The organism is Enterococcus viikkiensis (assembly GCF_005405345.1).
GTDB lineage: Bacteria > Bacillota > Bacilli > Lactobacillales > Enterococcaceae > Enterococcus_A > Enterococcus_A viikkiensis.
Window position 1 is genome coordinate 171,609 of sequence record NZ_BJDW01000001.1, and the last position, 22,199, is coordinate 193,807.

Annotated in this window: 20 protein-coding genes, 1 tRNA gene and 1 other annotated feature; of the genes, 6 read left to right on the forward strand and 15 right to left on the reverse strand. The window is 39.6% G+C overall.

All coding sequences use genetic code 11. The features are described from left to right. Positions 1-5 precede the first annotated feature (5 nt). The 13 genes from FFM67_RS00810 to rplU form a co-directional block, all read right to left on the reverse strand. Positions 6-2,057, reverse strand: coding sequence for a BglG family transcription antiterminator (locus tag FFM67_RS00810; protein ID WP_137612780.1), 2,052 nt, complete (start codon positions 2,055-2,057; stop codon positions 6-8). 87 nt (positions 2,058-2,144) lie between these two features. Then, positions 2,145-3,902, reverse strand: a complete 1,758-nt coding sequence (locus FFM67_RS00815) for a PTS mannitol transporter subunit IIBC (protein WP_137612781.1) — start codon at positions 3,900-3,902, stop codon at positions 2,145-2,147. Between the two features lie 154 nt (positions 3,903-4,056). Then, entirely contained in the window at positions 4,057-4,428 is a 372-nt protein-coding gene (locus tag FFM67_RS00820) for a DUF956 family protein (protein WP_137612782.1), read from the reverse strand. 109 nt (positions 4,429-4,537) lie between these two features. Beyond that, a complete protein-coding gene (locus FFM67_RS00825) occupies positions 4,538-5,449 on the reverse strand; it encodes a PTS system mannose/fructose/sorbose family transporter subunit IID (RefSeq protein WP_137612783.1) in 912 nt (303 codons plus the stop codon). Positions 5,450-5,470: 21 nt separating this feature from the next. After that, positions 5,471-6,277 carry a PTS mannose/fructose/sorbose transporter subunit IIC gene (locus FFM67_RS00830; RefSeq protein WP_137612784.1) on the reverse strand — a complete coding sequence of 269 codons (807 nt, stop codon included), beginning with the start codon at positions 6,275-6,277 and terminating at the stop codon, positions 5,471-5,473. Positions 6,278-6,308: 31 nt separating this feature from the next. Next, positions 6,309-7,301 (reverse strand): mannose/fructose/sorbose PTS transporter subunit IIA, encoded by a 993-nt coding sequence (locus FFM67_RS00835; protein ID WP_137612785.1) that lies wholly within the window; start codon positions 7,299-7,301, stop codon positions 6,309-6,311. Positions 7,302-7,370: 69 nt separating this feature from the next. Then, entirely contained in the window at positions 7,371-7,877 is a 507-nt protein-coding gene (locus FFM67_RS00840; protein WP_137612786.1) for a PTS sugar transporter subunit IIB, read from the reverse strand. A 202-nt stretch (positions 7,878-8,079) separates the two neighbouring features. Then, positions 8,080-10,854 carry a sigma-54-dependent transcriptional regulator gene (locus FFM67_RS00845; RefSeq protein ID WP_137612787.1) on the reverse strand — a complete coding sequence of 925 codons (2,775 nt, stop codon included), beginning with the start codon at positions 10,852-10,854 and terminating at the stop codon, positions 8,080-8,082. A gap of 372 nt (positions 10,855-11,226) precedes the next feature. After that, positions 11,227-12,666 carry a TrkH family potassium uptake protein gene (locus FFM67_RS00850; protein WP_137612788.1) on the reverse strand — a complete coding sequence of 480 codons (1,440 nt, stop codon included), beginning with the start codon at positions 12,664-12,666 and terminating at the stop codon, positions 11,227-11,229. Between the two features lie 12 nt (positions 12,667-12,678). After that, complete coding sequence (gene trkA / locus FFM67_RS00855; protein WP_137612789.1) at positions 12,679-14,046, reverse strand: Trk system potassium transporter TrkA; 1,368 nt, start codon at positions 14,044-14,046, stop codon at positions 12,679-12,681. Positions 14,047-14,876: 830 nt separating this feature from the next. Continuing rightward, on the reverse strand, positions 14,877-15,170 hold the full coding sequence (gene rpmA / locus FFM67_RS00860) for a 50S ribosomal protein L27 (RefSeq protein ID WP_010779981.1): 294 nt from the start codon (positions 15,168-15,170) through the stop codon (positions 14,877-14,879). Between the two features lie 12 nt (positions 15,171-15,182). Further along, positions 15,183-15,533: a ribosomal-processing cysteine protease Prp gene (locus FFM67_RS00865; RefSeq protein ID WP_137612790.1), complete on the reverse strand. Its 351-nt coding sequence runs from the start codon at positions 15,531-15,533 to the stop codon at positions 15,183-15,185. 17 nt (positions 15,534-15,550) lie between these two features. Further along, complete coding sequence (rplU, locus tag FFM67_RS00870; RefSeq protein ID WP_010740661.1) at positions 15,551-15,859, reverse strand: 50S ribosomal protein L21; 309 nt, start codon at positions 15,857-15,859, stop codon at positions 15,551-15,553. 20 nt (positions 15,860-15,879) lie between these two features. Beyond that, positions 15,880-15,950 (reverse strand) — a sequence feature (ribosomal protein L21 leader region). A 110-nt stretch (positions 15,951-16,060) separates the two neighbouring features. Here rplU and FFM67_RS00875 point away from each other — a divergent pair. From FFM67_RS00875 to FFM67_RS00890, 4 genes are all read left to right on the forward strand, one after another. Next, positions 16,061-16,708, forward strand: a complete 648-nt coding sequence (locus tag FFM67_RS00875) for a uracil-DNA glycosylase (RefSeq protein ID WP_137612791.1) — start codon at positions 16,061-16,063, stop codon at positions 16,706-16,708. Then, positions 16,709-17,377, forward strand: a complete 669-nt coding sequence (locus FFM67_RS00880) for an O-methyltransferase (RefSeq protein WP_137612792.1) — start codon at positions 16,709-16,711, stop codon at positions 17,375-17,377. Between the two features lie 101 nt (positions 17,378-17,478). After that, on the forward strand, positions 17,479-18,315 hold the full coding sequence (locus FFM67_RS00885; protein WP_137612793.1) for an alpha/beta hydrolase: 837 nt from the start codon (positions 17,479-17,481) through the stop codon (positions 18,313-18,315). Positions 18,316-18,375: 60 nt separating this feature from the next. Beyond that, positions 18,376-18,449 (forward strand) — tRNA-Arg (locus FFM67_RS00890). A gap of 147 nt (positions 18,450-18,596) precedes the next feature. On the opposite strand, the gene FFM67_RS00895 is transcribed toward FFM67_RS00890, so the two are convergent. Further along, positions 18,597-18,863 carry a Na+-transporting malonate decarboxylase, carboxybiotin decarboxylase subunit, madB gene (locus FFM67_RS00895; RefSeq protein WP_137612794.1) on the reverse strand — a complete coding sequence of 89 codons (267 nt, stop codon included), beginning with the start codon at positions 18,861-18,863 and terminating at the stop codon, positions 18,597-18,599. A gap of 544 nt (positions 18,864-19,407) precedes the next feature. On the opposite strand from FFM67_RS00895, the gene FFM67_RS00900 reads away from it, so the two are divergent. Then, entirely contained in the window at positions 19,408-19,773 is a 366-nt protein-coding gene (locus FFM67_RS00900) for an ACT domain-containing protein (RefSeq protein WP_137612795.1), read from the forward strand. Positions 19,774-19,809: 36 nt separating this feature from the next. On the opposite strand, the gene FFM67_RS00905 is transcribed toward FFM67_RS00900, so the two are convergent. Then, positions 19,810-20,313 (reverse strand): signal peptidase I, encoded by a 504-nt coding sequence (locus FFM67_RS00905; protein WP_137612796.1) that lies wholly within the window; start codon positions 20,311-20,313, stop codon positions 19,810-19,812. Between the two features lie 235 nt (positions 20,314-20,548). Here FFM67_RS00905 and FFM67_RS00910 point away from each other — a divergent pair, with 235 nt between their 5' ends. Continuing rightward, entirely contained in the window at positions 20,549-22,186 is a 1,638-nt protein-coding gene (locus FFM67_RS00910; RefSeq protein ID WP_246042879.1) for an MFS transporter, read from the forward strand. Positions 22,187-22,199 lie beyond the last annotated feature (13 nt).

A 22,199-nucleotide genomic window follows, 5' to 3' on the forward strand; every position in this document is an offset into this window, starting at 1 on the left:
ACAGATTAATTATCCCGTATTTCTTTCACGAACAAAGAACTCAATAACTGATAAATGATTTCTTTGTTGCCAAATTTGTAGATTTCCGTGTTCAAATCACTTTCAATCACGGAGCTGCTGATTTTTCCTAACAGACTTTGTTGACTAGCTGGCATTGGATCAGGGGCAAGCAATAATAATACTCGCGTTAATTCAATACTTTTTTTATCCATTCCTTGAATCAAAAACTTCTGGTCCAAATCATAAATGGTGAATAGCGGTTCTTTGACATGCACATCAGCGGCATGGAACAACGCAAAATTAGTCTTTGGTACCCCGATTGGTGCCACTAAATAACGTTGAATCACTTTATCTGTCACTGCCGCCGCATCTGTCACAATCGTTCCATTTAAGGGATCAATGATTTTCGCTAAGGTCTGCTCAATCGTTTCTTCCGACGTAATCGGCTTCACATCAAAACTTTGCAACAGTTGATTGGCAACTCGCATCGTTTCATAAATCTCATCAAAAGCTTCACTCGGCTCTTGTTCTGGTTCACTCATCATTTCAACCGTTTTATCAGGGTGTAGCGTCTGGATATATTCTTTGATTTCCTTGATCTCATCATCTAATAGTAAAGGTGAAATGACTTTATAAGGTAAATGGAACCCCGGCAAGAAGACCGTCGCTAAAATCAGATCATAGCTTTTATAATCCAGATGATTCATTTCTGAAATTTTTGCGACTTGCACCTGCTCGATCTCGTTCAAATATTTATGAATCCGACTTTCCAAGATACGTGCCGTTCCGATTCCACTGGAACACAATACTAAAACAGAAAGGGCTCGACCTCTTGGGTAGCGCTCTAAAGATGTTGCAAAATGGATCACGACATACCCTAATTCATCCGTAGTAAATTCATGATCTGGAAAAACCACCGCCAACTCTTTAATGATCGCTGTCGTCAGTTTTTGGTATTTCTCACGAATTTTTTGCAACAGTGGATTACTCGCGCCTTGTATAACCGTCAAATTCCGTTTCAAGGCCGCGGACATATGGGCCGATAAATCATTGAAAAGCTGCTCATCTTTGCGGAAATCGATTGTCGTCGCTTCAGAAACTAAACGAATCAATTCCTTGATCTGATAAGAAAGTTCTACATCAAAACTATCAATGAAAATATTTTGCGGCTGCTTATAATTGACTCCTTCCAATTGAAAAGCGAAGAAACGAACCTCCTGTGGCGGAATCGATTTCTTTAATGTTGTCGCCACCTTGATCATGATTTGGCTTGCAATCTGCATACTTTCGGGCTTGGCTTTGTTTTCTTGTTCTGCCTCAACAAAACGATCTTGTGCCATCCGATCGATTGACAACGCTAATAGAATCAACACTCGCTGCAATTGATTATCCGTGACCTTCCGGAAAGATTGTTGGGAAACTTGGGTAAAAATCTGGCCAGCCAACAATAAATTCTCTTGATTTAATAATTTCAAAAAGAAATTATCAGTGACCGCCTCACCTTCCTCCAATAAATCAAGAAACTGAAAAAAATCAAATTCACTCACACCGTTATAAATCAAATTACTTAATAACTGCCGCCGCTGTTTCTCACGACCGTCGATTCGAATTCCACGTCCTTTTAATCGCTTAAGTTCTAAGCGATAATCGATCACGCTTTTTTCGATCGCGGCTAAGTCCGAAGTAATCGTCGCAGGACTTACTTTAAAATCAATCGCTAGCCCTTCGATTGTTTCTTCTTCATCCATCAACAGCAATGAGCAGACGATCGCACTTTGTCGTTGAACGTTATCGGTAAACAACTCCGTTTGTTTCTCGCCTAACTGTTGCTGTAATTGCTCCAAACTTTGGGTCTCACCAACAATCCGGTACCCCTCGCCACGAGGTTTGATGATTTGTACATCCACCGATTTGATCGTCTTTTCGATACTGGATATCTCACGATAAACTGTTCGTTTGCTGACTTGTAATAGATCTTGCAACTCCTCCGACGTAATGCCGTTGGGGTATTCTAACAAAAGCGAAAGTATCTTTTTTTCGCGAATCGAAAAATACACAATATCTCCTCCAATAATTTCAAAGGCTAAAAGCAGTGAGAATCCTCACTGCTTTAAGAGTAATACGATTCTTCAAAAAAGACTACTTTATTTTCTTAGATTTTGGACCACACGGTCATATTTTTCTGAAGCAACTAAATCACTCAACGGTACATGAGTTGCACTTGGTGCTTGTTGTTCCGCTTTGATAGTTTCGTCATTGTTAGTAATAACCAACGCATTCGTTTCATCTGCTAAATCCTTAATCGCTACCACTGTGACTGGATAATTCATCCCGTTGTCTTTCAGTAATTTCTTCAAGATCGTTGCACCCATGTTAGCAGAGCCTTTGACTTGATCATAGGCAAAGATGACATGATCGGCTTTCGAATAATCCGCAACGCCTTGAACGACATCATCAGTCAATGGTTTTTCTTCAGTAGCATCCGTTGGTTCTTCCGATAACCGGTTGACGATTTCATCATACCGTGGTGAATTCATAAAGTTTTCTACTTGAACAAAGGTTGCGTTAGGGGCTTTTTGGCTAGCCCGCTCATGCAATTCTTCTTGCGTCACAATCAAAGCATTTGGATCATCGTTTAGATTGTTAATTGCTGAGTTTGATACAGGTAACGTCAGTCCCGCTTTCTTCACCTTGTCTCGTAATACCGAAGCACCCATCGCACTAGAACCCATTCCAGCATCACAAGCAAAGATAATTTTGTTAATGTTACCAAACATTTCTTGGTTTTCTGTTTTAACAGCATTTTGACCTTTGCTTTGTGCTTTTGCATCTGCCATAGCAGCTTGATTAGCAGCAAGATCGTCTTCTTCACTGTGATCCGATTTGATAATGATCATTGCAACAAAGAATGAAACAGCACAGCCAACAGCGATCCCAGCTAAGTTAGCAAAAATAGCATCCGGTGGTGTCATAGCCATGATTGCAATGATTGATCCTGGAGAAGCAGCTGCTCGTAAACCTGCGCCTAACAATTGGAACGTAAATGTTCCGGCAACCCCACCGGCCATAACGGCTAAGAACAATAATGGTTTCATCATTACATATGGGAAATAAATTTCATGAATCCCACCTAAGAACTGGATAATGATTGCACCTGGTGCTGAGGATTTCGCTGCACCTTTTCCAAACAATGTGAAGGCTAATAAGATTCCTAGACCTGGTCCAGGATTTGCTTCTAATAAGAATAAAATTGATTTTCCAGCTTCTGCTGCTTGTTCAATTCCTAGTGGCGTCAAAATCCCATGATTGATCGCGTTATTTAAGAATAAAATTTTCGCAGGTTCGATAAAGACATTGGCTAATGGCAATAAGTGCATGTTGATGATTGATTCAACACCTGCAGCCATCAAATGAGTTGCGCCTTCAACGACTGGGCCAATTGCGTAATACCCAATAATCGCTAAAGCAAAACCAATCAAACCAGAAGAGAAGTTATTGACTAACATTTCAAATCCAGCTTTGATCTTTTCTTGGAAAGCGTCATCAAATTTCTTGATACACCAACCACCTAAAGGTCCCATCATCATCGCGCCGATAAACATTGGAACATCGGAACCGACAATCACACCCATAGCGGCAATTGACCCAACAACCGCTCCGCGTTGGCCATGTACCATGCTACCACCTGTATAAGCGATTAATAATGGCAATAAGTAAGTAAGCATTGGTGAGACTAATGAGGCAAGGTTTTCATTCGGAAAGTAGCCATCTGGAATAAATAAGGCTGTAATAACCCCCCAAGCGATAAATCCTCCAATATTTGGCATGACCATCCCCGATAGATGGCTCCCAAGACGCTGGACTTTTGCTTTAAGTCCACTTTTTTGTCTAGTAGCTTCCATTTTAGTTCCTCCTTAAATAATAAAATGATTTCGTTTACATTTTTATCATAGCGCCAGAATGATACGCTTTCAAGGAATAGAAGATAGAGGTTTGGCACAGAAGTTTGTGCCAAAATTAAAGAGCCTTTCAGTGCAGAACTGAAAGACTCTTAACTTACTTCTTGAATTTATTTTGTAGACCACGTTTCACTACATCGAAGAATCCTAGCGATCTTACCATATGGTCGGGATCGACATACTCACGAATGGCTCGTAAAACCTTTTTAGGTTCTTTTGAAGCAAATGAATAGGTTCCATTTTTCTTTGTTTGAATCGCGTATCGGGGAATCCACTTCCCTTTAAAAACCACAGAGGCAACGACATAGTCTACTTCTTCCCACGGAATTTGTACAAATTTTCGAGCATCACGGTTATTAAAAAATTCGAAGCCTTTATCACCGATCATAATTTTCCCATAATCAGCGACGCCTAAGTACGAGGTAGCATCGATCGTCAAATCGACCTTTGTATTGATTGACTGAACCATTTGATCTACTCCATTTCCATATATGTATCTGTTTCATATTATACTTATTTTTTATTTATTAAGCAAAAAAATGCCCGGGACAAGCCCGAGCATTTGCATAAGTGCCTTTTTACATAACACCTAATACGTGTAAGCCAACACCAACTACGAACAAACCAAGAATGATGATGATTGGAGAAACTTTTTTCTTCAATAACCACATGCAAAGTAGTGTCAATAGTAAGGCAGCAAGGCCTGGAATCAATTGGTTCAAGTTATCTTGTAATGTTGTAACTTTATGGCTATCAAGAGCAAGACCAGAAGATTGTTGAGTTAACGCTTCTTTGATTCCTTGTGCGCCAGAAGGTAATTTATCCCATTCGATATAAGCACCTTTGTCTAATTTAACAGTAGAAACGACTGGTGTGAATTTCACGTTTACCCAACGTTCTACTAAGGCACCAAGCACGAACATCCCTAGAATAGATGCACCTTTAGTCACTTTTTGTAACAAACCGCCTGAAAGGTCATCAGTGATTTTAGAACCAGCACGGTAGCCGAATTCTTGTGTGTACCACATGAATGCCCAACGAATAATATTCCAAGCAAGGAAGAAAATGATTGGTCCTAAGATATTTCCAGCTAATGCTAGAGAAGCTCCTAAAGCACCTAACATCGGACGTACAGTAAACCAGAAGACTGGGTCACCAACACCGGCTAAAGGTCCCATCATACCAACCTTAACCCCTTGGATTGCTACGTCATCAACGGGTGCGCCATTGGCACGTTCTTCTTCAAGTGCTAGTGTAACCCCGATAATTGGTGAAGCGATATATGGGTGAGTATTAAAGAATTCCAAGTGACGTTGCATTGCAGCAATACGGTCTTCTTTAGTTTTGTACAATTTTTTGATCGCTGGCATCATTGCGAAACACCAACCACCATTTTGCATACGTTCATAGTTCCAAGATCCTTGAATGAAGGTAGAACGCCATGCAACGGCTAAACGATCTTTTTTACTTAATTCGATTTTTTCTGCCATTTTATTTCTCCTCCTTCAAGATTAATAATCATTCAAAATGTCGCCTAGCGGATCACCAGTATTGCCTCCGCCGCCATTAGATGAACCGCCACCAGAACTTTCTTGTAGGTTCAAGTAAATCAAAGCAAATGCAACAGCGATAACACCTAGTGCGATTAACGTTAATTCAGAAATAGCTGCAATTGCAAAACCAATTGCGAAGAATGGCCATACTTCACGTGTAGCCATCATGTTGATAACCATTGCATAACCAACGGCCACAACCATACCACCACCGATAGCCATACCATCTGTTAACCAAGCAGGCATTGATTCTAAGAATCCACGTACTGTGTCAGCAGGGATAACTAATAATGCAGCTGCAGGGATTGCGATACGAATACCTTGCATACATACTGCAATGATGTGCCACATTTCAACTGTACGCATTTCACCTTTTTCAGCCGCAGCATCCATAAAGTGAACGATTGGTACAGCTAATGTACGAACGATCATTGTTAAGAACAATCCAGCAACAGCCAAAGGAACTGCGATTGCGATGGCAGAAGAAACACCTTTAACTCCTTGACCACCTAAAACTAAAATAATTGCAGATGCAACAGATGCTAACGCAGCATCCGGTGCTACAGCGGCCCCGATGTTTGCCCAACCTAAGGCGATCATTTGAAGCGATCCGCCAAGAACGATCCCAGCTTCTAAATTACCAGTTACTAGACCGATTAATGTACATGCTACTAGTGGTTGGTGGAATTGGAATTCATCCAAGATTCCTTCCATACCAGCTAGAAAGGCAACGATTATTACTAATACCATTGAAATACCAGACATTATAAGCCCTCCTATTAATTAATTTTATTGCTTATGCATTTTTTAATTCGTTTTTAGCTTTGTTAAGAATTTCGTCCATGTTGGCTTTAGAATCATTTGGTACTTTACGTACATCAAATTTGATTCCTTTTGCTTTTAATTTCTCAAAAGTATCAACATCTTCTTGACCCATTGACAATACTTTACTTACTACGACTTTACCGACTGAGTGCGCCATTGAACCAACGTTGATCTCTTTAATGTCTACGCCGCCTTCAACCACTCTAAGTACGTCTTCAGGATTTTCAAATAGCAATAATGCTTTTGTATTCCCGAAACGAGGATCTTTTGAAATTTCGATCATCTTGTCGATTGGAATAACATTGGCTTTAACACCTGGAGGAGCAGCTTGCTCGATTAATCTCTTACGAAGATCATCTTTTGCTACCGCATCTGATACAACAATGATCCGGCTCGGTCCAGTTGTTTTTGTCCAAGCAGTTGCTACTTGTCCATGAAGTAAACGAGAGTCCACACGTGCCAAGACAAATTTGATGTGTCCATCCCCAAGAACCGTTCCTTCTGGAATAGCCCCTTTAGGTTGGTCGTTATCTGCTGCAACTACTGGAGTTGCTTCAGTGGGTTCCAATTCTTCTGGACGGATTCTTACGCCTTCTTTTGCTGTTCCTGAAATGTGAGCAGCGATTTCATGCGCAGTTTCCATTGAAAAACGTGAAGCATAAGCTTCAATCAACATTGGTAAGTTCATACCAGCAACAATTGCCCACTTGTCTTTGTGTTCTTCAAACAAACTATTGGCTTGGTTGAAAGGAGTTCCACCCCAAAGATCGACTAAGAACAATACTTCGTCTTGGTTTTCGAAAGAAGCGATTGCATCTTTCATTTTTGCCTTAACGTCATCCGGTCCCTCGCTGGGCATCAAAGTTACAGCTTTGACATTTTCTTGTTCTCCAAAGATCATCGCTCCGGATTGCAAGATACCATTAGCGAATTCACCATGACTGGCAATGATAATTCCTACCATCTCTATACCTCCTACTATTATTGTTACAGCTCAAAAATATAAATAAGTTCTAAAAACCTGTAACCAAAATTAAGTTGTTGCAGCATCTTTTCTTTTTTTGATCAATTGCATTAGATCCGTTTTGCGGTCCGTAGGTACTTGGCGTACTTCCAACTCGACTCCTAGTTCAGCCAAGGTCCTGAAACAAGCAAGATCGTCTTCATTCATGGAAATAAAGTTTGTGATCATCTTTTTTCCTTCGCAAAAACGCATACCACCGATATTGACTGCCTTCAAATCAACGCCTGCTTGAACTACTTCTAACACATCTTGTGGAGAAGCAAACAGCAGCATGATCTTCATCCCATCAAACAAATGATCTTGATAAACCTCTACCAATTTTCTTTTGGTGACGACATTAGACTTGATACCTGGTGGAGCGGCTTGTTTTAATAGGAATTTTCGCAACTCATCATTAGCCACTTCGTCACTGACTACTAAAATCCGTTCAATTCCAGTTGCCTTTGACCATGCAGTAGCCACTTGACCATGGATCAACCGATCATCGATCCGAGTGAGGCGTATATCCATTACCATCCCACCACCTCCTACAACTAATACAAGGCTCCGATGCTAAAAGACTTGTGCTACAATAATGAGTACACTGACAAACAGCTACTCACTTACTATAAAGCAATTGCCGTGCCAAAATACACTAACAAGAAATTCTTTAGTTATCAGCTTTCTAGTGATACACAAAAAAAGGATACAGTATACTGTATCCTTTTTTGTGTATTATTTATGCGATTACTTCTTCATGATTTTTGAGTAATTGATAAATATAGTAACGCTCTGAGGTAGGAATTGAAATTCGAAGTTGACTCTCTAATTCGTTTAGCCCGCGATTCATGACTTTATTATCCGTTACCTTCTGATAGATTTTTTTAGACTCTTCATCGACTTTCAACGGCTGCTGTAAAATGCCCCGCTCAATCGTTCCGGCCATATGCATAACGAAATTCACCATCACAGCATAGTCCGCGGAATTTCCATTGTTCTCAATAACAGTCGTAGCTAAATGCCATAGAGGCTCAATAATCTTACTAGGATTGACAAACGTAAAGCTTTCTTCCATAAATTTAATACACAATTCTCGTGCTTGCTTAGCATCTAAGACGACTTCACCTTGATCTGCTAAATCATTTTCTAATAGCAATTCGTCAATGACTTGCTCCGCTTTTTGGTTAATGAATTTTTCCATTGGAATATACGGAGCACCAATTTTAGGATCAACAATTCCCGTCGTTGCAATAATTTTGTATTCTTCTTTAAAAGTAGGAACTTTGGTTTTTATATCTCCCACCGCCAAAGTCAGCACCTCAATATGTTTCAGATTACGCTGCTTCAATGGACGTTCAATAATCTCCTTCAAACGTTGAGCCGTTCCTTCACCGGAAGCACAAACAGCCAAAATCGCCTGCTTTTCACTCACTTCCTCGTTTTCTTGACTCACATGACCATAACCACGAAAGCCCTGTAAAGATTCATATAACTCATCCACCCCAGAACCGAGTACACTGGATTTGCGTGCGGCTTCAATTAATAGAGGCGTCGTCACCATGTCTAAGGTTCGAACCTCTATCCCTGTATCCTTTCGAATCTCTTCATTAAAAGTAGCTAGTGATCCCATATCTACCATAATCAAAACACCGCTGCCGTCATCAATTTGCGCGACTGCTTCTCGCATTTTTTCATAGGCTACCCGCGGATGCATATCCAGTGGCATATCCACTGCGTTAATATTCGTGACATCTAACAACTCGCGAACAACTTGCGCCATCGATGACGCCGTGCTATTTCCATGTGCCGCTACAACCACACCAATCTTGCCTGAAGATTGATCTTCTCGCAATGAAACCAATAAAACAGTTAAATAATAATCTTCGCTCTCTGGAATAATTACTTGGAATTCCTGTTCAACTAAGCGACGAATCTCACGAGCTACCGCGAATTCCGTCGGATAGTCTTTAGCCATCTCACGAATATTGTCATTGGTCTCACGCGTCTCACCAACATGGATTTTTTTCAAGAAAGACGAAATATGCAGACTCATTGCATAAATAAAGTTCTGTTGAAAATGAGTCTCCAGCCGTTCACCCACAAGGGCAGCGATCTTGTTACTCGTATCAATCACATGCTTATCAACAAATTCCGTTAAGCGTGTTTCCGTGTCAAAGGTAAAGCCGTGATCTTTATAGAATGATTTCAAGTGAACATTGATATCCGTTGAGATAAAATGGTTAATCGTTTCTTGATCCAGACCTTCCGTTTTCAATAACGCGGCTTTGTCGCCAATGATATCGTACAGATTATACGGCAGCTCATAAGTATCCGTCTTAATCAATTCATCGATCTCATTCGGCGTAACCACCATCTCTGGTTCAAGATATGGTGAGATATCCGTTGTTTTGATCCGATCAGCAGAAAGCTGGACTAAGCCGGCCTTAATCCCTTCCGTCAAATCATTCAATGTGATAGGAATTTCCTCTTGCATCATGTGGTTCATAAAGCCTCGGGCACAAATCAATTGAACATTTGATTTTAATTGGCCGACATTTCCATAAGATACACTACCAAGAAGGGCCTTTACCACATCTTCAGTCAAAGTGATCTTGCGTTGAATTCGATTGGCTTCCATCGCTACCATCACCCGAACCAAATCCAACTGCTCTGCGGCTGGACGACTGCTGAAGGCTGGCATCTGGATATTGATCGGAATTCTTCGAACAAAGGTATCCAACAAGGAGGAATGCGGATCTTCTGTGGTGGCTCCAACAATCCGAACATTTGCGAAACGATTTTTCCCCGTTTCTCCTAAACGGCTATAAGTTCCATGATCCATAAAATAGAAGATCATTTCCTGACCTTCAGGGGGCAGGCGATGAATTTCATCTAAGAACAGCATTCCGCCATCCGCTTGCTGAATCAGTCCATCTTTATCGGTATCCGCTCCGGTAAAAGCTCCTTTTTCGTATCCAAATAAATGACTCATCAATAGTTCTGGGTTGTTAGCGTAGTCGGCACAGTTAAAGACAACCAACTCACAATCCTTTTTAATCGTGCCTTCAGTTTGAGCGAATTGAAACATCGCGTGAGCAAAAAATGTTTTGCCCGATCCAGTAGGTCCAGTGATCAAACAATTCAAGCCACGTGGCGGGTATAGAATTGCCGCCTTCGCCTGTTCCACAGCGTTACGCATACTGCCGGTTGAGCCAATGATTTGAGTAAAAACATTTCCTGCACTCTGATTCAAAATTTTTTTCTCTGGCGGTTCAATTTTGGTGGTTTTATCATGAACAGGTTCTGGATCAAACGACACTTCTAGTGATTGGGTCGAAACAAAATAGCGAACGGGTCTCCCTTCACTTTTATTCAATTGGCCCTCTTTAACAAGTAAATTTAAATCTTTACTGGCATTTGTTCGTTGAATATCTAAAGAATCCGCAACATCTTTTGTTGTTGCATTCGCGTTCTCAGATACAAAGCGATAAATGCGGTCAATCCGTCGTTCCATTCAGTCACCTACTTTATTAGTGTATTCCTACTATCAATCATCTATAGTTTTTGTTAAAATGTCAAATAATTTGTTATAGAATAATACACTATATTTTTTACAAATGGAAATTTTCTTGATTTGTCACAAGAATTATAAAAACTTCCTTAATAAATCCCGATAATTTCTTTTATCCTTTCCTAATTCCCTAAAAAGATACCTTATTTCTTCTATATAAATAGTAATAATTTGGACTTTCCCGTCCTTTCACTTGAAATAAACGGTAAAACAAAAAAATTCCCATCTTCCAGGAAGATAGGAAAAAATTCAAATTGAAACAGCCTCTTTCCAAAATTCATATGAGTCAAAAGAAATCAGCTGGTTCTATTGATCTTAACTTCGCCAGAAGGATTTTGAAAAGAGAATCAATATTGGAAAGATCTCCAATCGTCCAGCTAACATAGCAAAAGATAAGGTCCATTTAGAAAGATTGGATAAAAAACCAAAATTATGAGTGGGACCGACGCCATTGAAACCCGGTCCAACATTATTAATACAAGTGGCTACTGCTGAAAAAGTCGTCTGGAAATCAACATTCTCCAAAGAAATAATCAGTAATGAACTGGCAAATACTAACAAATACAGGACTAAATACGAATGGATGTTGTTAATCGTCTTAGGTGCAACCGCCTCTCCTTCAAAATTCAAGGTAGTGACCGTCCGAGAATGTAAAATTCGTTTTAACTCTTGCAGCGCATGCTTCGAGAGCATCATGATCCGCGAAACTTTGATTCCCCCACCTGTGGATCCGGCACAAGCGCCAATAAACATCAAGGATAGCAAAGTCACTTGAGAAAACATCGGCCACAAATCATAATCTGCCGTCACAAATCCAGTCGTCGTAATGATCGATGCCACTTGAAAAACGGCATATCGGAAAGCTTTTAAGTACGAAGGATACTGCGAAGCAATATTCACGGTAATTAAAATTGTTGCTGCCGTAATAATTGTCAAATAACCTCGTAGTTCTTCACTTTTCAATACGGGAATAATTTTTCCAATAATAAAGAAATAAATCAGGTTGAAATTAATTCCAAAGAGAATCATAAAAACCGTGATCACACCATCAGTATACGCACTATTATAGCCAGCAATGCCTGCATCAGTAACAGAAAAGCCACCCGTCCCAGCAGTTGCAAAAGAATTTAGCATGCTATCAAAAACCGGCATTCCGCCGATGATTAATAAAACAATCTGGAGTAACGTCAATGCGCCATAAATGACATAGAGTATGCGGGCGGTGACCCGTACCTTAGACACTAATTTACCAACCACCGGTCCTGGCATCTCGGCTTTCAGAATATGCATCGTTCGCCCAGACGCTAATGGAATAAAGGCAACAGTGAAGACTAAGATCCCCATCCCACCGACCCAATGGGTAAAGCTGCGCCAAAATAAACTCGCATGACTCATGCCCTCCAGCGTCGATAATATCGATGACCCCGTTGTCGTAAAACCAGAAACCGTTTCAAAAAATGCATTGGTGAAAGAAGGAATCTCACCTGTCAAAACGAAAGGCAACGCCCCAAAAAGCGATAGTAAACACCAACTTACCCCCACGATGAAGAAGCCTTCTTTTGCATAAATATTTCTATTTTTAGGCGGCTTTCGACACAATGAAAAACCCACTAAAAAAACCACTATTGATACGAAGGCATATGAAGCTGTACCTTTTTCCTGATAAATCAACGAGACCAATAGTGGCAATAATAGTAGCCCCGCCTCCACCTTCAATAATTTACCTAATGTAAACAGAACCATTTTTTTATTCATAATAATCGATCGTTATCTCCTTACCAGATCATTTAAGCAGCAAATATTTCGATCTGTTGTAATAAACACGATATGATCCTTCAACCGAATTTCAGTATCACCTTTTGGAATAACAAAACCACGTTCTCTTGAGATTGCCGCAATCAATACATTGTCCTTCAATTGAACCTCAGAGACCTTTTTGTCTAGGAACCTTGACTGAGGCGTAACCACAAACTCCATCGCTTCAACATCATCATTCACTAATCGATGCAAGGTCTTCACACTGCTATCATCATCCTTATTATTTTTTGCTCGAATGAAGCGCAAGATATGACCAGCGATAATATTTTTCGGAGAGATCACGCTATCGATATCCAATTGATCCAAAACATGAACGAAATTCATTCGCGTCACTTTCGCCACGGTTTTTTTTGCGTTCATTTGCTTGCCGTAAAGCGAAATTACGATATTTTCTTCATCTAATCCCGTTAATGCCACTAACGCATCAATCGATTCGATCCCTTCTTCAATCAATACCTCTTCATCGCTGCCATCCGATTCAATGATCGTCGCTTCAGGCAGCTTTCTTGAAAGCTCCAAGCAACGCTTCGGATTGTTCTCAATAATTTTTACTTGAATCCCATGTTCAACCAATTGGCGTGCCAAATAAAATGCGATCCGACCGCCACCGACAATGATAATTCGCTTGGTCTTTTGTTTAAATAAATTGATATCCTGACAAAAACGTACCAAGTCTCGGTGCTGACCCATCACATGAATTCTATCGTTCTGTTCAAGCACGAAATCTCCATCTGGAATAATCAGTTCTTCCTTGCGGCGAACTGCACAAATTAGCACATTTGATTTAGAAACCTTTCCTAAACGATTCAATGGTATGCCGTTTAGACGAGTATTCTCCTTTAGTCGAAATTCTGCCAACTCGATCTTGCCGCTAACAAAGGTATCCACCTTAAAAGCCGAAGGGAAAAGCAAGATCCGCCGTATTTCATTTGCTGCTTCTAATTCGGGATTAATGATCATGGAAATTCCTAATTGATCCCGCATAAAGGAACGTTGCTTCAAATAGTCAGGATTCCGAACACGAGCAATGGAATTTTTGGCCCCCATTTTTTTAGCCATCAAACACGCTAAAATATTCAGTTCATCTGTTTCTGTCACAGCAATGACAATATCCGCCTCGCTAACTCCGGCTTCCATCAAGATGTCATAGGTGGCACCATTGCCAACGATCCCCAACACATCGTACTGATTCACGATTGCTTCGACCTTTTCAGCATGTAGATCAATGATGACCACATCATAATTATAATCTTCATTAGATAAATGCTGCGTCAGAGATTTCCCGACCTTGCCAGCACCTAAAACGATAATTTTCATTTTTTCTCCTTATTCGTTTCAATGGATTCATTTTTCTCACGAAAAATGAGTTTCATTCGAATGCCGTATATCATTCAACTAAACCGTTCACTTTTTTTTAACTGTAATTTTTAGATGGTTCGTCTTGTTTATAAATTACTAAAGTTGAACTGACATCCTTATTCGTTTCAATGGATTCATTTTTCTCATGAAAAATGAGTTTCATTCGAATGCCGTATATCATTCAACTAAACCGTTCGCCTTTTTTTAACCGTAATTTTTTAGACGGTTCGTCTTGTTTATAAACTACTAAAGTTGAACTGACATCCTCACTCGTTTCAATGGATTCATTTTTCTCACGAAAAATGAGTTTCATTCGAATACCGTATATCATTCAACTAATTTTGTTAAATAAATCGCAAAACTAAATTAACTTTCTCAGGACATTCTTAACCCTCATTCTAGCTTTTTATACAAGGGAAAACAACATCCTTTCACAAAGTCTTATCCCATTTTCTTCAATTAAATTTTATAAAAAATCAAATAAAAAATTACCAAGTATTTGCTTTTGGGAAAATTAAAAACCAGCCAAGCTTCGGATCTGCTCTGACTGGTTTTATATTAAATAATTGTGGTAACAATCGTGATTGCCCCTAAAATGACTCCTAGCACATTCGCTATAATAATGAGTATATTTTCTTTTGCACAGAAATATGGATTACCTGTTCTTTCTTGTCCATAAAAACACCTCTCCCATATTCCGTAGTTTATCTTGAATAAATAAGTAAAAAGAAGCGAATAAATAAAAAAAGCCCCACCCCTTGCTACACAAGGGATAGAGCTAATTGTAATTAAGCTTCTTGAGCTACTGGGTAAACAGACACTTGTTTTTTGTCGCGACCTTTACGTTCGAAACGTACTACGCCGTCAACTTTAGCAAACAATGTGTCATCGCCACCGATACCAACATTAACACCAGGGAAAATTTTAGTACCACGTTGACGGTAAAGAATTGATCCACCAGTAACAGTTTGACCGTCAGCACGTTTAGCGCCTAAACGTTTTGATTCTGAATCACGTCCGTTAGATGTTGAACCGCCACCTTTTTTGTGGGCGAATAATTGTAAGTTCATATTCATTAACATGAGCTGCACCTCCTATGGTTTAGATTGTGTTTGGACTTCGATGAAATCCAAATAGTCTTTTTCGATTGATTGCAAGCCTAACAATAAATGCTCTAGCAAAATTTGTGAGATATTCATCTGCTCTTGGGTCAACGAATCATTTATTTCCATTGAAACATGAAGGTAACCACCTTCATCATCATTGGTTTCGATGTTCGGAATGACACCCGCTAGTGCATCCAAGCTATTTACCGTACTGATAGCTAACGCGGAAACAGCTGCACAGACGATATCACTACCGTAAGGACCTGCTTCAGCATGACCCGTCAGCGTAAATTCACTGATTAGACCCGCTTGGTTTCGAGTGAATGTACCTTTGATCAACTTAGGCACCTTCTTTTTTATGCTTTGATTGAGTCAATGACAACTTTAGTGTAAGGTTGACGATGACCTTGTTTACGGTGTGAATGTTTTTTAGGTTTGTATTTGAAAGTTACGACTTTCTTTTGTTTGCCGTGTTTTTCTACAGTTCCTTCAACAGTTGCACCTTCAACGATAGGAGCTCCTACTTTCGTAGATTCGCCGCCTACTAAAACGACTTGGTCGAAGACAACTTTTTCGCCAGCTTCAACGTCTAATTTTTCAATGTAGACTGCTTGACCTTCTTCAACTTTGATTTGTTTACCGCCAGTTTTGATGATTGCGTACATGCTTGTGGCACCTCCTTATATAATATACTTAGACTCGCCATCCCAAGTGACCGAAGTACTTACTACTTGTTCTGTGCGGTTGTAGCTGTGGGTTCCACAATTACAACATTCATATTCTACTAAAAAAGATAGGCTAAGTCAATGATTAATTATTGACGCGGCGCCAGCTTTTTTCTACTATAATAAGACGAGGTGATAATAATGGACTATCCAACCGATTTAGTTGACCTAGTAGCAAAACGTTCAACGGGCTTTCAACTGGAAGGTTTCATTGCGGGTCAAGGACCTATTCATCCAAAACTAATGTTAGTGGGCGAAGCACCTGGTCGAAAAGAAGTAGAGAACCATATTCCCTTTTCTGGTGCCGCTGGTAAAGAACTGATTCGAGCGATGGAATCGATTGGACTCACCCGAGAGAATACGTATATTACGAGTGCTGTCAGAAGCCGTCCCTACAAAGTATTAGAGCGTTTGGATAAACGAACGCAGAAAAATGAATTCGTTTATCCGAATCGAATACCAAACAAAAAAGAAATTTTAGCTCACGCTCCGCTTTTAGATTATGAATTGTCACAGGTCCAACCAAAAATTATCGCTACACTGGGCAACATCGGCTTACAACGTCTGTTAGGACCAAAATGGCTGATCAGCGAAAAGCACGGGACTGTCTATCGTGGATCGATCTTGGAATTAAATGACACGCTGGATCGTTATCAACTATCAAAAAGAGAATACAATGTCCTCCCCCTTTTTCATCCAGCAGCTATTTTTTACAATCGCTCGCTCACTGAAAAAATCAAGGAAGACTGGATCCTATTAGGAAATTTACTAGAGAAAGAGGACGAATAAATGCGCAACGAGATGATGTACCGCCCAATTATTAACGAAGATATTTTGCATTACTTACGAACGGAGCAAAAGCAATTGACTGGAAAATTAGGAGAGTTGGAAGAACTCGCGCATGAAAATGGTGTGCCGGTGATTCCCCACGAAACCGTCGTCTTCTTGCAATTCCTATTGAAACAAAAACAACCGAAAAACGTGTTAGAAATTGGAACGGCTATCGGCTTCTCAGCTAGTTTAATGGCCGAATCCATTGGTAAAGAGGCTAAAATCACCACGATTGATCGGTTCCCAGTGATGATCGAAAAAGCCAAAGCGAACTTTGAAAAACTAGGCTTACAGGATCAAGTGACTTTATTAGAAGGTGATGCTGCTGATTTACTAAGCACACTGGAAGGTCCTTATGATTTTATTTTTATGGACAGTGCTAAATCTAAATATATCGCCTTCTTGCCAGAATGTTTGCGTTTATTGGCTGATAACGGTGTGCTGATGGTGGATGATATTTTCCAAGCCGGCACCGTGTTGAAAGGCATCGAAGAAATCCCACGAAAAAATCGTGCGATTCATCGGCATTTGAATGAGTTCTTAGAGGAAGTCACAAAATCTCCCGAACTAACCTCCACCTTATTGCCATTGGGTGACGGCGTAGCGTTAATTTCAAAAAACAACTAATAGATAAGACGGAAATTTGAAACTTTTTTGAATTTCCGTCTTTTTACTTGTACCTGAAAAAATTTGGCGTACACTAGGGAACTGAAATGGAGGAATTTCCTATGAAAAAGAAAATAGGAATCATCATATCGATCATTATAGTGTGTTTTGTCGGAATGGTTCTATTTAAAACGAAAAATTCCGCTCATGCCTCGAAAAAAATCGAAACACCCTTAGCTATCCCTGCACCAGTCATCATGGTACCTGGGACAAATGGCGATGTCGATCGCTTTGATAGTCTAGTGAATTCTCTAAAAGAAACAGAAAAAAATGTTGATGAAATAAAAATCACGGTTAACAAAGACGATTCCATTACGTCATCTGGACAATTTACCAAAAAGACCAAACGGCCCATCATCGCGATTGCCTTCGAAGACGGTTCAGACCCTTCTTTGCCTAAACAAGCAGGGTGGTTCCAAAAAGCCTTGGAGTATGCTGAGAAACATTATACTTTCAACACCTATGACTACTTAGGTTATTCTAATGGCGGCTTGATTATTACCGGCTACTTGGAAAATGAGCAAAAGAGTAACGATCCTGCGCTCTATCATTTGATTACACTAGGAACTCCGTACAACGATACCTCGTGGGACTACAACGAAAACAACTCGACCTTCACCAAACCAAAGGCTAAGAGCGACTTGTTGAAGTATTACTTGAAAAACAAGCAGAATATTCCTAAAAACATAACGGTCTATAATATTGCCGGCAATGTAGACAACCAAAATACGGACACTACCGTCCCTTTGACTAGCGTCTTAGCTGGTCGGCTGATTTATGGCGATAGTGAGAAATATAAAGAAATCATCGTCAACGAGCAATCCGATCATGGCTCACTGATTGAAAATCCGAAAACGTTGAAGTTAATCAAAGAATATCTATTTGAATCAGTAAAATAACTGATTAGGATTGACAAGCGAGTGTAGTTTTTCTATAATAGCAATTGTTGCAAAACTACTGTCACAGTAGCTCAGCCGGATAGAGCATCCGCCTTCTAAGCGGACGGTCGGGGGTTCGAATCCCTCCTGTGATATGTTTAAACCGTTAGGAATTCATTTTCCTAACGGTTTTTTGTTGAATAATCTAGTTGATGTAGCCAGTTAGAAGGCACTGTGTGAAAGTCTCCCCTCTTAGATAGAAAAAAAGTGTCCAGAAGTTTCCTTCTGAACACGCATGTTTTTTATTCTTTCACGGCTTTTGGTGCTACTAGCAACCAACACATTGCTAATCCTAAAACAATAAATAGTCCTGCACCTACGATATTCCCCTTCGTCAACATCGCAAATGCGATTGTTCCGAATAGGCTGGCCACAGTCAAAACAATACCAGATTTTTGGATTGCCGTCAGATCAGCAAAAGTATTTCTAAAACCAATCGTTAATAATAAAGCGCCAACAAAAGAAGCAATCCCAAAAAGAATATGTCCCAGCAAAATAAGATTTTCCATGTCTACACCTCCCTCAAAGCCACTATACTAAAAAGGCGGAAAGAAGACGAAAATTGTGCTTGTGAGAAAAAAAGCGTGACACTTCATGAATCATTTCCATGAGACTTTTTTTTATTCAATTTGATAGCGAAAAATCGCCTGATGTCTCCCAGATACTGTTTTGCGGCATCATTGAGATTTCCAGTTATATCTTCCACATTTTTGGTGAGCCAGATCCCTTCTAAAGGAAAGAACGTATTCAACCTCTCCTTGTTGCTTTGGATGAAGCTGAAAAATTTTTTTTGAAACCCCACTTACTTTTCAAGCAGTTAGATAGAATACTTCAACTCGTCCTGAAAAGCTTCCATATTGGGAGCACCTGCTCGTTTGCGCGTAATCCCTTTTCTGGCGAGACTGTGTCCACGTGGAGTATTTTTTTATACCGCATAAAGCTTCTCTTCTTTTTTCAATCCTACGTTTTTATTAAATTGCTCTTAGTCTGAAACTTTGGTAAATTAAGAAGTGAAAGCTCGTGATTCGAAATTATAATTTAAGGAGGAGAACTATGAAACTAGTTGTCTTAACGCAAGCATTGTCCGTTTACCAAGTTGCCGCATTGACTGAGTTGGACTTATCTCAACAGCCGCTATTTATCGGTGTGACTGACGAGGAGATCTCTGTTGTTTCGGCCACAGATAAAGTCCCCGCTGACACTATTGAACGTGAAGACGGCTGGAAAGCCTTTAAAATCGAAGGTGTACTAGATTTTAGTTTAGTTGGAATTCTAGCAAAGATCGCGCAACTGTTAGCAGCTGCCGATATCAGTATTTTTGCCGTCTCTACTTACAATACCGACTATATTTTAGTCAAAACAGAAAAACAAGCAGCTGCCAGTGCCATCCTCACTACAAACGGGTATGTGGTCGTATAAAAAAGAAATCATTCTTCTAATCAGAGGAATGATTTCTTATTTTTTTTTTTGATGAAATTGATGGATATTCGTCGGAACCAACAGCGCATAAAAAGTCATCAGTACCGCTAGCAAGAAGAGACTTACTTTTAAAACACCCATAATCTGAACATTCACTAAGATGCCAATATAAGGTAAATAGAAATACGGCCTTCCGATCAGGTTTCGTTTATGGACAATGCCCATCTCCACTTTATCCGTATTATCCCCTTTGACAAAATACCCCTCCAAGCGATCGTCTACCGCCAAGACACGGCGTGTTTTGATTGCATTTCCTTGATTCTCATAATAGGTAATTGGATCGCCCACATGAATATCTCGTTCCTCGTTTTTAACAAAAACCAACCCGCCTTTGCGGTATTGCGGCGCCATTTTATTATCTCCTACGACATAGGGGGTAACATTGAGTATTTTGGGAATAACAATCGTTACTAGTGCTAGGATAAATAGAAAGAAGATCACAAAAATATATACTATCGTTATTTTTTTATGTTTACGCACGCGTGGTTTTCCTCCGAATAAAGAATTTCCTCTTATTATTATCATAGCATATTTAGCAAAAAAATCCATTTTTTCATTATGTAATGAACAAAAAGGCAGAATAAATTTTGAAAGATTTATGCTTTATGTTAAAATTAACAGACATACACTATTGTATCTAGGTGTCTTTATAAAAAAGGGGTGTTATCTTATTCCGTTTCTTAGAAATTTTAAGGTTGTTTTTAAAAAATTTCTAATGCGAAAACAACTTATCATATCTATAGTTATTTTATTATTTCTCATATTAGGCTTTTCAAAGTTTTTTTATGACTTAAAAACAACAAGTGTCCGTCAAATAACGGAGCACTGGTCTTTTTTTGTCAAAGATCGTTCGGATCATCTGGTCTTCGGTGAATCGGATCAACGAATCAAAGATGTTGAGCCTAATCATTCATTGATTATGCAACAGATTTTAGAATCACCATTGAAACATCCTGAATTGGCAATTCGAACAAATCATCAATGGGTTTCGGTTTATTTGGAAGATCAGCTTCTATATCAATATGCTGCTAGCAAACGGAACCCAACGCCTGGTCTTTTACAGACTACGTTGCACTTACCTGAGGGCTATCAGCAAAAAAAAGTAAGAATTATCACTAATACACCTTACGAGTATTATGCGGGAATTCCCGCTCAAGTATTTATTGGGGAAAAATCAGAAATCAGCCGTTACTTTGTGCTTCGGTCTATCCCGCAATTAATTTTATTTGTTGTCTGTCTCAGCTCGATAATCGCGGCGCTGGTTTTACTTTTTTTACGGAGAAAGCCTGATCGTCAACAAATTATGGCAACATTGCTCTTAGTGAGCTTTGTCTTTTTAATTGGGTTTCAATCAATTGTTCTAAATATCCCGGCCAGCACCTTATTCAGTCCTACTAGTCTGTCGCTGATTTATAATCTTACCAGTATTTTGATTCCGATTTGTTTGACCAACTATTACTTATTACGGACTAAAAGGTATCACCGATTTTACTTAGCGGCGATTGTCCTGCAATTCTTTCTTTTGTTCGCGGGATTGATTTTTACTTTTATCAATCAACTCTCAGTACCGGTTTCGATGCAGGTCTTTAATGGTTTTCATGTTTTCTTGACCCTTTATACCGCTACAATCGCTTTAGCCGAGTCAGCGAATCAAAATCATTTTTATGTGGTTTGTTCTCCGGCAATTGTAATCGCTGCCTTTATCCACTGCTTTTTCTATATACAGTTGTTTGCTGGCGCAGCCAATTTAACAATTGACTGGCCGCTGATTCTTTTCAGTCTCTTAATGTTTATCATTTGTTCCTATCACTTTAGCGAAGATCTTGCCTTTTTACGCGAGCAAGTTAACAGGCAACAAGAAGAAAACCAAAAGACTATTATTCGCGACGAGCGGCAACAGAACTTACTGCAGACCTTTAAGCTTTTGGCACAACAGGAAAGCGGCAAATACGACCAGTTACAATCATTAGAGCATGTATTACAGCATGCAACGAGTTATTATCAGAAAGAATTTTCAAAACGTTCGAAGTTTTTTACTTATCAAATTAAGGTTCCTAAAGAGCACGAATTATTGCGAGAAAACAGTCTTTTGATCATTATCCAATTGCTTGAAAACTTTCTGATTGGCGATGAATATGGTGCGGTAGATATCACTGTTCAAGAGCAAGCAGGAAAACTAGTGATTGAAAGTAGTACGAACGTCTTTACTCGTCATTCTTTTGCTGAAAGTATCCATACGGAAACAACCGTGGAGCATCAATCACTGAAGCACTTCGTAAAAAGTGCTGATGGCCAGTGGCATTGGGAAGATAAAGACAACGAACACTATTTTAAGATCACTCTTTCAATTTAAAAAGCGGTTGTCC